The organism is Thalassotalea mangrovi (genome assembly GCF_005116735.1).
Taxonomy (GTDB): domain Bacteria; phylum Pseudomonadota; class Gammaproteobacteria; order Enterobacterales; family Alteromonadaceae; genus Thalassotalea_A; species Thalassotalea_A mangrovi.
On record NZ_SWDB01000022.1, the window covers coordinates 112411 to 125170 of the forward strand.

The 12760-nt window shown below is 46.7% G+C and carries 12 protein-coding genes; 7 read left to right on the forward strand and 5 right to left on the reverse strand.

What is annotated here, in order from left to right; translation table 11 throughout:
* Nucleotides 1–18 precede the first annotated feature (18 nt).
* Nucleotides 19–627 carry an aminodeoxychorismate/anthranilate synthase component II gene (locus E8M12_RS09950; protein ID WP_136735999.1) on the reverse strand — a complete coding sequence of 203 codons (609 nt, stop codon included), beginning with the start codon at nucleotides 625–627 and terminating at the stop codon, nucleotides 19–21.
* A complete protein-coding gene (locus E8M12_RS09955; protein WP_136736000.1) occupies nucleotides 627–2291 on the reverse strand; it encodes an anthranilate synthase component 1 in 1665 nt (554 codons plus the stop codon). Before E8M12_RS09955 ends, E8M12_RS09950 begins: the two co-directional genes overlap by 1 nt.
* Before the next feature lie 353 nt (nucleotides 2292–2644).
* Here E8M12_RS09955 and rnm point away from each other — a divergent pair, with 353 nt between their 5' ends.
* The 7 genes from rnm (at nucleotide 2645) to E8M12_RS09990 (ending at nucleotide 9573) form a co-directional block, all read left to right on the forward strand.
* Nucleotides 2645–3505, forward strand: a complete 861-nt coding sequence (rnm, locus tag E8M12_RS09960) for an RNase RNM (RefSeq protein ID WP_136736051.1) — start codon at nucleotides 2645–2647, stop codon at nucleotides 3503–3505.
* A gap of 43 nt (nucleotides 3506–3548) precedes the next feature.
* On the forward strand, nucleotides 3549–4169 hold the full coding sequence (locus tag E8M12_RS09965) for an L-threonylcarbamoyladenylate synthase (RefSeq protein WP_136736001.1): 621 nt from the start codon (nucleotides 3549–3551) through the stop codon (nucleotides 4167–4169).
* A 20-nt stretch (nucleotides 4170–4189) separates the two neighbouring features.
* Nucleotides 4190–5020, forward strand: a complete 831-nt coding sequence (locus E8M12_RS09970) for a segregation and condensation protein A (RefSeq protein ID WP_136736002.1) — start codon at nucleotides 4190–4192, stop codon at nucleotides 5018–5020.
* Between the two features lie 40 nt (nucleotides 5021–5060).
* Nucleotides 5061–5639, forward strand: a complete 579-nt coding sequence (gene scpB / locus E8M12_RS09975; RefSeq protein ID WP_136736003.1) for an SMC-Scp complex subunit ScpB — start codon at nucleotides 5061–5063, stop codon at nucleotides 5637–5639.
* Between the two features lie 26 nt (nucleotides 5640–5665).
* Nucleotides 5666–6520: a 23S rRNA pseudouridine(2605) synthase RluB gene (gene rluB, locus E8M12_RS09980; RefSeq protein WP_136736004.1), complete on the forward strand. Its 855-nt coding sequence runs from the start codon at nucleotides 5666–5668 to the stop codon at nucleotides 6518–6520.
* A gap of 258 nt (nucleotides 6521–6778) precedes the next feature.
* On the forward strand, nucleotides 6779–8695 hold the full coding sequence (locus tag E8M12_RS09985; RefSeq protein ID WP_136736005.1) for a SurA N-terminal domain-containing protein: 1917 nt from the start codon (nucleotides 6779–6781) through the stop codon (nucleotides 8693–8695).
* Nucleotides 8696–8877: 182 nt separating this feature from the next.
* The gene (locus tag E8M12_RS09990) at nucleotides 8878–9573 is read left to right on the forward strand and encodes a PEP-CTERM sorting domain-containing protein (protein ID WP_136736006.1); all 696 of its coding nucleotides are present in this window, start codon (nucleotides 8878–8880) and stop codon (nucleotides 9571–9573) included.
* A gap of 22 nt (nucleotides 9574–9595) precedes the next feature.
* Here the strand turns inward: E8M12_RS09990 and E8M12_RS09995 are convergent, their stop codons facing one another.
* The 3 genes from E8M12_RS09995 to fba all read right to left on the reverse strand — a co-directional run bounded on the left by E8M12_RS09995 (nucleotide 9596) and on the right by fba (nucleotide 12758).
* The gene (locus tag E8M12_RS09995; RefSeq protein ID WP_136736007.1) at nucleotides 9596–10531 is read right to left on the reverse strand and encodes a LysR family transcriptional regulator; all 936 of its coding nucleotides are present in this window, start codon (nucleotides 10529–10531) and stop codon (nucleotides 9596–9598) included.
* Nucleotides 10532–10560: 29 nt separating this feature from the next.
* A complete protein-coding gene (locus tag E8M12_RS10000; protein WP_136736008.1) occupies nucleotides 10561–11460 on the reverse strand; it encodes a DUF481 domain-containing protein in 900 nt (299 codons plus the stop codon).
* Nucleotides 11461–11693: 233 nt separating this feature from the next.
* Entirely contained in the window at nucleotides 11694–12758 is a 1065-nt protein-coding gene (gene fba, locus E8M12_RS10005) for a class II fructose-bisphosphate aldolase (RefSeq protein ID WP_136736009.1), read from the reverse strand.
* Between the last annotated feature and the right edge of the window lie 2 nt (nucleotides 12759–12760).

The following is a 12760-nucleotide window of genomic DNA, read 5'->3' on the forward strand; positions in this document are numbered from 1 at the left end:
TACGTTCCCTTGTAATGGTTAATCTGCGGCTTGCCGATTTTGGCTTAACAGGTGTTGAAAGCTTTGCTCCAGCAATAGGCTGCCATTCGATGTGAGTAGCGATTCCGGATGAAACTGAAACCCTAATGCGTTATCGCCTGGGTGTTCAACGGCCATTGCCATGCCCTTGTATTCGGCGATAACCGCTAAAGTGCCGGGCATCGATGTCGCCACCAGCGAGTGGTAACGGGCTACAGGTAGCGGACTTGGCATGCCTATAAAGGGTCCGTGACCCCGGTGTTCAATTAAAGAGGCTTTGCCGTGAACAATTTCTCCGGCTCTGTCGACTATGCCTCCGTAATGCTCGACTAACGCCTGATGGCCAAGGCAAATACCTAAAATCGGAAACTTACCACAGCAAAGGCTTAGTAGCTCCATCAGGCAACCTGCCTGGGACGGAGAGCCGGGACCTGGTGAAATCACCAGGATCACCGGGTCCGTTTCTGCGAGCATTGTCTGGTATATATGTTCGGCACTGATGGTATTGCGATAAATGACCGGGGCAAAACCTAACGTTTTAAATTCATCGACCAGGTTGTAAGTGAATGAATCCAGGTTATCCAGCATATATAATTTGATGTTCTGCATTACCCGTGCTCCCCTGATTTGTTTTGAGTTGCTGCGTTCGAGGCATGCTGTGCCAACTGGATGGCGCGGATCACCGCCTGTGCTTTTTGTCGGGTTTCATCAGCCTCAGCCTGAGGTTCTGAGTCATAAACGACGCCAGCACCAGCTTGAATATAAGCTATATTGTCCTGTACGAACGCTGAACGAATAACAATACAGGTGTCCATATCCCCATCACCGTTTAAATAGCCAACGGCACCGCCGTAACTCCCACGCCGCTGACCTTCAAATTGCCGAATCAACTCCGTGGCACGTACTTTCGGTGCTCCGGATAATGTCCCCATGTTCATGCAGGCCTGATAGGCATGCAAAGCGTCAAGCTGCGGTTGCAGGGTACCCACCACCCGGGAAACGAGATGCATGACGTGGGAATAACGATCGACCTTTAACAGCTCAGCAACATGACGGCTGCCGCCAACACTTACCCTGGCAATATCATTGCGCGCCAGGTCGACCAGCATCAAGTGTTCGGCTTTCTCTTTCACATCATTGCGTAGCTCCAGTTCAATGCGACCATCCAGATCGGCACTGTAGCTGCCATCGCGTCGAAATCCTCGTCCCCGGGTTCCGGCGATCGGGTATAGCTCGACCTTACGATTGCTGGCGGTAAACTTTAACGCCGATTCTGGTGATGCTCCGAATAATTCAAAGTCCTGGTCTTTGAGGTAAAACATATAGGGACTTGGGTTGGTCTGTTTCAGTTGTCGGTAGGCACTTACCGTGTCCTCACAGGCAAGTGAAAATGTCCGCGATGGCACCACCTGGAAAATATCCCCGGCACGAATATGTTCTTTAAGCGTTTCTACCTGCTGACAGAACTCCGCGTCGCTGACATTAACACTTACCGTCAATGGCTGTGCGTCATTGACATCATTGCCGGTATCATCTGAGCCTTGTGTGGTATCGATAAGTTGTTCGCACTGCTGATGCAAATCAATCAGTTTCTGCTGAACCTGGCGTTGTTCTGCCTGGCTAAAACTATTAGCAATAAATTCAGTGGTTCGTTGTTGATGATCTATCAAGACCAGTGTTTGCGCCAGATAAAAGACGTAATCCGGGCATTGATTGGCGCTATTGGCAACCGCTGGCAGGTTTTCACACAGGCTGATTAAATCAAATGCAAAAGCACCGCCGAGAAACGTAGCATAAGGGGTAGCGCTCTGTGGCGCCATGTTTTGCAATACTCTCAGCACTTCAAAAGGGTTTAAAGCAAGAAGTCTGGACGCTTCATCTAAGTTGGCATCAGCTTGTTTAAACCGAAAATGACATTGTCCGGCACAGGCTTTCGGAACCTGGCATTCCTCAATGCTGTCAAATACCTCCAGGACATCCGCAAAGCAAGGGGCACTGAAATGATTTTGCAAATCGACTATCAGTACTTGTCCATCTTGATCAAGGGCGTAAAGATCAACACGATTACCATGACATTCAACTTTTAAACAGGCATCGACCAGCAAGATACTTTTCAGAGCACGTTTGTCACTAATTTCTGCCGACTCTAACAGTAAACAATGTTGCTTTTCGCGGGTCAGGTGAGCGAACAAAGACAGGGGGTCAGGCTGATAGGAGCCCGCCAATATCTCGGTGTGTACCTGCATCGTAAATGCTTGTTGGTGTTGCTTCATTATTTTTCACCAGTAATTTATTAATGTATAACTGATTGTTTTTTAAGTCTAAAAACGAAAAAACCCGCTAAGTAGCGGGTTTTTAGTAATTTTTTGCGAACGCGCAAAGCCTCATAACCCACCTATGTGAAGTTATGCCACCACCAAATAATTAGAGTAATTGCTTGCTTTGCCTGTACCATTACGCTCAGTTTCCACGTAAAATATAAAATTCTATTTATTAGAAAACAGTAAAATCTACGCTAAGTCAACCTCTGGAGCAAAAACTCTTGAAAAAAAGTGGCGACACTCAACTGCCCTCAAAAAGTGACAGCTCGAAAGGGACGTCAAATGCGGCGCAAGCTCGTGGTTCTATGCCGGTAGCTAACGCATCGGCGGTGAATGATGTTCGCGTTGATTTACACTCCCATACCCAATGTTCGGATGGACATCTTACGGTTCAGGAATTAATCGACAGAGCAAGCACTTATCAGATTGACCAGCTTGCCATTACCGATCATGATACGGTGGCAGGGATTGCCATTGCCAAAGCGCATATTGTCGATAACGAACTACCGATAAGGCTCATTAACGGCATTGAGGTTTCCACCAGCTGGCAAGGATTTGAAATTCATATCGTCGGGTTAAATTTTGATGAAAATCATCAGGCAATTAATGAGTTGGTTGCCCGGCAACAGCAAACCCGAGAACAGCGAGCGTTGCAAATCGGTGAGAAACTTGCCAAAGCGGGCTTTAGTGATGCTTATAATGAAGCGAAAAACCTCGCCGGTGGCGGCAGTATTACCCGTGCCCACTTTGCCAAGGTGCTTCTTCTCCAGGGACACGTTAGCGGCATGCAAAAAGCGTTTGATAAATACCTGGGAAAAGGCAAACGTGCCTATGTCAAACCCGGCTGGGTCGATATCGAGCAGGCGGTAACTGCCATTCGCTCTGCTGGCGGCATCGCGGTGATAGCACATCCGATGAAATATGGGTTGTCGACAAAATGGCTACGACGACTAATTGTCGACTTTAAGGCGGCAGCTGGCCAGGCTATGGAAGTCGCATCGCCACAAATGAGTTTTCAGCAGCAACAGCTTTTATTGGCTTTTTGTAAAGAATATGAATTACTAGCCTCAGTAGGTTCCGACTTTCATTATCCGACTCGCTGGAGCGATTTAGGTCGCAACCTTAATGTGCCTGAAGACACTCAGGTAGTCTGGCAGCACTGGTAATTTACAACAGCAAAGCGCTGCAAAACCATTAGAGGTTCAAATCATGAGTCAGTTTTTTTATTTGCATCCGGATAATCCGCAGCCGAGGTTAATTAAGCAGGCCTGTGAAACGATCCATCAGGGGGCAGTAATTGTCTATCCGACCGATTCTGGTTATGCCCTGGGGTGTCATATCGGCGATAAACGGGCGCTGGAGAGAATCTGCCGAATTCGAAATATCGACAAACAACACAATTTTACCCTGTTATGTCGGGATTTGTCTGAATTAGCAACCTATGCACGGGTTGATAATGCTTATTTTCGCCTGTTGAAAAACAATACCCCTGGGAAATACACCTTTATTTTTAAAGGGACCAAAGAGGTACCAAAACGCTTATTAAACGAAAAAAGAAAAACTATCGGTATCCGTATTCCCGAAAACAATATTGCCATGGCATTGTTGACTGAGTTAGGTGAGCCGTTAATGTCTACCAGCCTGATCTTACCCGGAAATGACAGCACAGAATTTGATCCGGAATTGATCCGTGATAACTTAGAAAAACAGGTGGATTTGATCTTAAATGGCGGATATCTCGGAGAAAAGCCGACAACCGTGGTTGATTTGACCGATGAATATCCGGTCATTCTTCGCCACGGAGAGGGCGATCCATCACCGTTTGAGTAAACCGATCGGGCGAGATCTTAATGGCAACGAAAAACGTGGAAAATTCAGCATTAAATAAGGACCAGGGAGAGATGCAGCAACAGGTGTTGCCGCTGGCGCTCGTCCATGGGGAAGCCGTGGTGGAAAAGCCGCAGGATTTGTTTATCCCCCCTGATGCGTTGGAAATAATACTCGAGGCGTTTGAAGGGCCGCTGGATTTATTATTGTATCTGATTCGCAAACAAAAATTCGATATCATCGATTTACCAATTGCTGACATCACCCACCAGTACATGGAATATGTAGAAGTGATGAAGTCACTCAAGCTGGAACTGGCGGCGGAATACCTGGTTATGGCGGCAATACTTGCGGAGATTAAGTCGCGATTGTTGTTACCAAAAACCACGGTGGAAGATGATGAGGAAGATCCCAGGGCTGAATTGGTACGTCGTTTGCAGGAATACGAGGTGATTAAACAAGCCGCTGAAGAAATTGAACAACTGCCTCGCCTGGAACGGGATATCCATTTAACCAATGTCGATTTACCGGAAAGTTACAAACCGCGGGTGGTTGAAGTCCAGGTCGACCTACAGGATCTGATGCTGGCGATGCAAGGCGTATTAAAGCGAGCCGAAGCATTTGAACATCATCATATTCAACGTGAAAACCTGTCTACCCGGGAACGAATGAGCGAAATCTTATCGCGATTACAATCGGCAGGATTCGTCGAGTTCAGTCAGTTATTTCAGGTACAGGAAGGGCGCTCTGGTGTCGTGGTGACATTCCTCGCGATTCTGGAGTTAATCAAGGAATCTTTGATAGAATGTGTGCAGTCTCAGGTGTTTGGCCGCATTCAGGTCAAGGCAGTGTGATCATAACGCATGTTGCCATCAATTAACCTCAGGGATGATTATGAGTAAAAATAAGCAATTGAAAAACCTGATTGAGTCGATGCTATTCGTGGCCGATTCGCCATTATCCATTAAGGCGATACAGACCACATTGGAAGATGATTTGGCGTTGTCAAAAAAGCAACTTCAGGAAATCCTCTCTGAGTTGAAACAAGATTATGCCGACCGAGGAATCCACCTGGTGGAAGTGGCCAGTGGTTTTCGCTTTCAGGCAGCCAATGAACATGCCGATCAGATCGCCTTGCTTTGGAAAGAAAAAGCACCGCGCTACTCCCGGGCGATGTTGGAAACATTAGCATTGATTGCCTATCGTCAGCCTATTACCCGAGGCGAAATTGAAGATATACGTGGCGTTTCTGTGTCTAGTTATATAATTAAAACATTGCAGGAGCGTAACTGGGTGAAAGTAGTCGGTCATAAGGAAGTTCCCGGACGTCCAGCCTTACTGGCGACAACCGATGAGTTCCTTGATTATTTTTCGCTAAAATCACTGGCAGAGTTACCTGAGTTAATGCCAGTTTCTGAAATTAACCTGAATATTGAACAGGTTGAAGAACAGTTAGAAACCGCAGAGGCCTAGTCAAGCCTTTGTCTTAGAGAACATAAATGTCTGAAAAATTGCAAAAAGTGCTGGCACGTGCCGGCAAAGGCTCCCGTCGTGAGATGGAGGCTATGATCAGTGCTGGCCGTGTCAGCGTTGATGGGAAAGTCGCTTATCTGGGCGATCGTGTCGAGGGCACAGAACAGATTCGTTTAGATGGTCATCCGGTCAAAATCGTCGATGTCAAAGAACAGATTTGCCGGGTTCTGGTTTACAACAAACCAGAAGGTGAAATGTGTACCCGTAAAGACCCTGAAGGCCGTCCGACAGTCTTTGATCGTTTACCAAACATTACCGGTAGTCGCTGGATAGCGGTAGGTCGGTTAGATATTAACACATCAGGAATGCTGATTTTCACCAACGATGGTGAGTTGGCAAATCGTCTGATGCATCCGTCTCATGAAGTTGAGCGTGAGTATGCGGTACGGGTATTTGGTGAAATTGACGAGGCCATGTTGCAGCGTCTGCGCCATGGGGTGCAACTCGAAGATGGAATGGCAAAATTCAAAAAGATTACTTACCGTGGCGGTGAGGGGCGCAATCACTGGTTCCATGTGGTGTTAACGGAAGGACGTAATCGTGAAGTGCGTCGTTTGTGGGAAAGTCAGGACGTACAAGTGTCGCGACTTATTCGTGTGCGGTACGGTGATATGACCATGGAGCGCCGGTTACCCCTCGGTGGCTGGCTTGAACTTGGTTTAAAGGATGTGAATTACTACCGTAAACTGGTGCAGCTACCACCAGAGACACAATCCAAAGTCAAAGTTGATGAGAAACGTATCGATAATACCAAAAGTCGTAAGATTCGCCGCAATGTGAAAAAACATCAACAGCGTCGCCAGACCGCCAAGAAACGCTGATAATTCTCTTTTTTACTAACCATGGGTTGTCGAAACTTATTCGGGCAACCCTGGCACCATTTCTTGCTTTTGCATACGCAAATCCAACTTTTTTAATTTTTTCATTAAGTTATAAAAAATCAGCTGAGCTCCATCCTCAGTCCCCGGAGATGTTGAGATTTCAACAATAATTTTTTGTAATATGCACTAGGACGCCCGCAAGCCTTTTGCTACAATCGGGCGATAAATTTTTAAGGTCCTGTTTAAAAAGAGACACTCATGTTAGAAAAAATTAGAGAAGGCTCAAAGGGAGTTACTGCCAAAGTTATACTTGGTCTCGTGATCGCTACCTTTATTTTTGCCGGTGTAGGAACATATACCAATCAAGTTGATACCTCTGTTGCTAAAGTCAATGGTGAGGAAATCAGCCAGCAGGCTTTCCAGGAAGCCTACCGTCAGCAGCGTAACCGACTGCAGAGCCAGTTTGGTGAGATGTTTGCAACATTAGAGTCAAACGATGCATACATGGCTAATTTACGCGAGAGCGTACTTGAGCAACTGATCAACGAAGAGTTGCTTGACCAAAATGCCGTGTCTCTGGACATGCGCATTGGCGCCGAGCAAATCAAACAAACGATTTTGCAAATGCCTGAATTCCAACTGGATGGCAAGTTTGATAATGGTCGCTTCCAGGCCCTGATTCAACAGGCTGGCTTTTATGATGCATCTTCGTTCAGCCGTTATCTGAGCGAAACCATGCTACGTCAGCAACTTGCACAGAGCATCAGCGCTACTGAATTTAGTCTGCCATACCAGCAGGAAATGGCGATTAAATTGAATAACCAGACTCGTGACGTCCGCTACGCCATTCTGTCAACCGAAGGATTCAAGTCTGATATCCAGGTTAGTGCAGAAGAAGTGGAAGAATATTACCAGGCGAATCAGGCTCGTTTTGCGACACCAGAAATGGTAAAGCTTGACTATGTCGATTTAAACCTGGCTGATTTACTTGACGATATTTCCGTGACTGAGCAACAGGCACAGGAATTCTACGAGCAAAATACGAATTCATATACAAAAGCCGAACGCCGTCGCGCAGCGCATATCCTGTTTGAATTTGGTGACGACAAATCTGCCGCGAAAAAGCAGGCTGAAGAGGTACTTGCCAAAGCGAAAGCCGGTGAAGACTTTGCTGAGTTAGCGAAACAATACTCTGCTGATACGTTCAGTGCTGAAAATGGTGGTGATCTTGATTGGTACACGCCAGGTTCAATGGATGAAGCGGTGATGGATGAAGCGTTATTCAGCGTGTCTGAAGATGCACCAGTAGCTGACCTGGTTGAGACCGATTATGGTTTCCATGTGATTAAAATGACAGGTTTCGAAGCCGAGCAGGTAAAAACCTTTGCTGAGGTGAAAGACGAAATTCTGGCGTCGCTAAAAAATGACCAGGCACTGGAACGCTTTTACGAGCAACAGTCAACCATGGAGCAGTTAAGCTTTGAAGTAGCAAACTCCCTGGATGACGTGGCAGCGGCATTAAATACAACCGTTAAAACCACTGACTGGCTGACTCGTGCCGGTAACCCGGAACCATTCAACAATGTCAGCATTCTAGATGCAGCATTTTCAAATGAGTTGATGGAAGAGGGGTTAAATTCGGAAGTTATCGAAGTGACTCCTGAGCAGTTGTCTGTGGTTGTCCGGGTAGCTGATTACAAAGCCGCTGATACTAAACCTCTCGCGGATGTTAAAGATGAAATTAGCGACATCTTAATTCAGCAAAAAGCGACTGAAATTGCGCGTAGCAAAACGGATAACCTGATTGAACAACTACAGGCCGGAGAAAATGTTGATGCCGGATTAACTGAGTTGGGCACGGAATTTGTCGAGCATGCAGCGTTGACCCGTCGTGATGCGACCGTCGAAGGCGCGATTGTACAAACCGCATTTAGCCTTCCACAGCCAACTGCAGATGCTTTATCGGTAAGTAGTGTTGAGCTGGCGAATGGCGATTACGCGCTTATCCACCTTGTAGCAGTAAACGAAGGTGTTGCCGGTGAACAAGATGCCACCGTTGCTGAACAACAGCAACGCATGTTGGCACAATCGGCATTTGCTGCTTATCTTGAGCAGTTAAAAGCCAACGCGGAAGTGGTAAAAACCCTGTCTAAGGCAGACGCACCGCTATATTAATCCGGTATTGTCCTGTTAGCAGAAAGGTCGCATTAGCGGCCTTTTTTTTACTCTGAATGTGCGATTAATCGGGATTAATAGCGGATAACCATTTGTCAAAATTGGTATTTTCGAATTTGTACTATACTTCCCGGGTAGAAAATTAATCGCAGTTTTCATAATCCGAAGTATGGAGTTGTAATATGAAATTGATTAACGTTTTCAGGAGTGCGTTGTTAATGCTGCTGCTTCTGTGCAGCTCCAGCACGTTTGCAGAACTGGTGCAACTCGTTGATTTCAAGAAACTAGCCAATCAGCGTTCGATTAACACCAGCATGCAAAGCTTCTCCATCCCTCTTGATATCCTTGAGCCTGGCCTGGCAATTAATATTGATAACCCGGCAAATATTTCCTCTTTGCTAGACCCTGCTAATGGATTACTGGTATGTCGCGGTAACCGTGCCTGTGGTGCCGACCCTGACGATATACTTGGTATTGGTGAATTCTTACAGTTTACCTTTACCTACCAGGGAGAAATGCTTGATCTCGGTGAATTTGACTACCAGGTAATTCAGTCCGATTCTGCGGGCACCCTGTTCATTACCAGTTCTAATGCAAATATCAACTCGTTCGGCATTGAGACTTACCTGGAAATACATTTTGATTATTCTGGAGCCAGCCGTGCCGGAGAACTGTTTATTACTTCAATTTATACCCGTATTCCCGATCAAAACGGTGGCGACCTGACTGACCCTGGCGGCGGTTCAGGTGGTGGTTCAGGTGGTGGAAGTGGTCCGGATGAGGTGGATCCTCCCTCGCAACAGGTACCCGAACCCTCAGGCCTGTTTCTGTTAGCAAGTGGCATAATATTGATTTTGCTTCGCCGTCAGCGCGACTGAGCTGAGTTGCGATAAGGAATTATCAGACGAGTCTGGCTGCTTCAATCACTTGTTGCCGCAACCAGATATGGCTGGGTTCGTGATGGATCAGCGGACTCCAGATCATTTTCAGTTCAATATCGGGAATTGCAAACGGTGGCGGTTGAACCCGATAACTCGCCTGCGAAGTATGAATGGTTGTGGCCTTACTCGGCAAAGTCGCTAGCAGGTGATCATCGTGAGCAAGTTGCATCGCAACCTGATAATTTCGCGTAAACAGCTTGATGTTGCGCTTTTTGCCGATTTTAGCCAGGGCTTCATCGACCCAGCCAAGCTTTTGCACGTCTTTCGGATTCATACCGACACCTACGCCAAATCCGGTTTTCGACACCCAGACATGCTGGGCCTGTAAATAGTTTTTCAGAGTTAGCGGGTTGGCTAAATGATTATCGCTATGAGTGATGCAGGAAAAGCTGTCTTGCCATAACACCTTTTGATGAAAAGACTGGGGTAATTTCTCGAAGTGATTAATGGCCATATCAATTTTGCCATTTTCTACATCAACAAAATCCACATCACTGGGCGTCATTATATCTAAGGTAATGCCTGGAGCCTGTTCATTTAATCGATGCAGCAGCGAAGGGAGTAAGGCGGAAGCCGCGTAATCACTGGCCATAATTCGAAACAGGCGGTGACTCGCCGTCGGATTGAAACTATCAACTTTTTGCAGGGCATCGGTTAAATCGAGGAGGATTTTTCGTAATTTGGGTGCCAGCTTCCTGGCCTTTTCGGTGGGCTGCATGCCCTCAGACGTTCTGACCAGAACCGGATCATTGAGTAACTGCCGCAGTCGCTTCAGGTTACTGCTCATGGCCGGTTGGGTCATATTTAACTGTGCTGCTGCGCGACTGACATTTTTTTCCCGAAGCAGCACATCAAAGGCAACGAGTAGATTTAGATCGATATTTGCTAAATTCATCTCACCTGCCTGGATTCCAATAACGTTGCTTAAATACTATATACCAAAGTCAGTGAGGTTTCGGTACGGGTCTTTTTAATATTTCCCTGTACTTTCGAGTTGTAATCGACGGTAAAAGCAAATTTCAATGCCAGTGACCCAATCAGGTCGGTGGTAAAAGCAGTAATGGATTTATATTTACTGCTCTCGTCAGCCTTCGGTGCCAATTCCGCACTGACAATCTGTTTAAACAGAATGGTTTCAAACACCGAAGTTTCGTAGGTTGCCGCGGTACGGACAATAAATGCTTTTTCAGTGCGGTTGTTTTCGGTAGCCGTCTCACTGATTTCATCAATCTTGTAACCAGGTCCGATTTCCGCATCGAAATAAGAGATATCGTCTTCATACCAGCGACGACCCCAACCGGCCGCGACGGAACTTTGGTATTCGTAGCCGTTAAAGCGGTCATCTTCATAGGACGCGAAACCGAATCCATAATTTTTACCACCTCTCTCAAAGGTGTAGTTACTTTGCAGGTTGGTTGACCATTTTTGATCTGTGGTGCGATATTCTTCCGTCTGGGTTAGTTGGTCAAACTGCTTGGTCTTACGGATAAACATATCGACACGAACATTGGTTCTTAGCTTGCCGCGCTCGTGATCAAGGTCGATGCCGGTTTTGGCAAACGCAGAATTGGTAGCATCGGTCTTAAAGAAAGCTCCTACCTCAAATGCCCCGGAATAGGACGACGGAATATTATTACACTCAGGTAAGGCAATATATTGTTCAGGTGGTATCTCGTCGGTGAAGTTATAACAGGTTGGCTCTTTTTCATCGTAAAGTGCTTTGACCAGCGCCTCATTTGCTTCGGAGATGGAATCTTGATCTTGTGCAGCAATGACCGGTAAAGACAGGGCGCAAAGGCCAATAATGGAAATGATTTTATGCATAGCCTCTCTGGTGGCTTATCACCAGCCTTATTGTTATTAGTGGGGATGCGTCATTATATCGACAAATCTGCGGCTATGGCTAGGCCTTGTTGGCCATTCATGAGTGAAATTTGTGCAATTAAATGTGAAGTTGCAATTCTTACAGAGATTGGTGAATCGATGTCGTCTGGACAGGGAATGAGAATTGGGGAAAGGCCAGTAGCTTAGCCACCGGCCCCGGGGAGACGTAATCGTTATTTGATTAACGCATCAAGTTCGCCGTTGGCATATTTCATTGCCATATCGTCGAGCGAAATCGCTTTGATTTTGCTGGCCTGACCGGCAGTGTTGAATGCTTCGTAACGGGCTTTACAGATTTCGTACATCGCCTGAGTGCTAACCGCAAGATACTTACGAGGATCAAACTCACTCGGGTTTTCAGCCATAAAACGACGAATCGCACCGGTAGATGCCAGGCGTAAATCCGTATCTATGTTTACTTTACGCACACCATTCTTGATACCTTCCTGAATCTGCTCGACCGGAACGCCATAAGTTTCCGGGATAGCACCACCGAACTCATTGATTACCGCTAGCCAATCCTGAGGCACTGAAGAAGAACCGTGCATCACCAGGTGAGTGTTTGGGATTCGGCGATTGATTTCTTTAATGCGATCAATGGCCAGGATGTCACCTGTTGGTGGACGAGTGAATTTATAAGCACCATGTGATGTACCACAGGCAATCGCCAGGGCATCAACCTGAGTTTTAGCTACAAAATCGGCAGCCTCTTCCGGGTCAGTAAGAAGCTGTTCATGGCTGAGAACACCTTCAGCGCCGACACCGTCTTCTTCGCCAGCCATACCAGTTTCTAATGAACCCAGGCAACCTAATTCACCTTCAACACTCACGCCACAGGCATGTGCCATTGCTACCGCTTGTTGAGTAACTTTAAGGTTGTACTCATAGCTTGATGGTGTTTTACCATCTTCCATCAGCGAGCCGTCCATCATCACCGATGAAAAACCCAATTGAATAGAGCGCTGACACACCGCTGGAGAGGTACCGTGATCCTGGTGCATAACCACAGGAATGTCAGGAAACTCCTCAATAGCTGCCTGGATTAAGTGGCGCAAAAATGGTGCGCCTGCATATTTTCGGGCACCTGCGGATGCCTGTAAAATAGCCGGGCTGTTGGTGGCCTGCGCCGCCATCATAATCGCACGTACCTGTTCCAGGTTATTGACGTTAAAAGCGGGGATACCGTAATCATGCTCGGCCGCATGATCCAGCATTTGTCGCATGGAAATTAAAGGCATAG

Bases quoted from the DNA above. Each gene is read 5' to 3' on its own strand.
- E8M12_RS09950 (WP_136735999.1), bottom strand. From the start codon at position 627: ATGCAGAACATCAAATTATATATGCTGGATAACCTGGATTCATTCACT.
- E8M12_RS09955 (WP_136736000.1), bottom strand. From the start codon at position 2,291: ATGAAGCAACACCAACAAGCATTTACGATGCAGGTACACACCGAGATA.
- rnm (WP_136736051.1), top strand. From the start codon at position 2,645: ATGCCGGTAGCTAACGCATCGGCGGTGAATGATGTTCGCGTTGATTTA.
- E8M12_RS09965 (WP_136736001.1), top strand. From the start codon at position 3,549: ATGAGTCAGTTTTTTTATTTGCATCCGGATAATCCGCAGCCGAGGTTA.
- E8M12_RS09970 (WP_136736002.1), top strand. From the start codon at position 4,190: ATGGCAACGAAAAACGTGGAAAATTCAGCATTAAATAAGGACCAGGGA.
- scpB (WP_136736003.1), top strand. From the start codon at position 5,061: ATGAGTAAAAATAAGCAATTGAAAAACCTGATTGAGTCGATGCTATTC.
- rluB (WP_136736004.1), top strand. From the start codon at position 5,666: ATGTCTGAAAAATTGCAAAAAGTGCTGGCACGTGCCGGCAAAGGCTCC.
- E8M12_RS09985 (WP_136736005.1), top strand. From the start codon at position 6,779: ATGTTAGAAAAAATTAGAGAAGGCTCAAAGGGAGTTACTGCCAAAGTT.
- E8M12_RS09990 (WP_136736006.1), top strand. From the start codon at position 8,878: ATGAAATTGATTAACGTTTTCAGGAGTGCGTTGTTAATGCTGCTGCTT.
- E8M12_RS09995 (WP_136736007.1), bottom strand. From the start codon at position 10,531: ATGAATTTAGCAAATATCGATCTAAATCTACTCGTTGCCTTTGATGTG.
- E8M12_RS10000 (WP_136736008.1), bottom strand. From the start codon at position 11,460: ATGCATAAAATCATTTCCATTATTGGCCTTTGCGCCCTGTCTTTACCG.
- fba (WP_136736009.1), bottom strand. From the start codon at position 12,758: ATGCCTTTAATTTCCATGCGACAAATGCTGGATCATGCGGCCGAGCAT.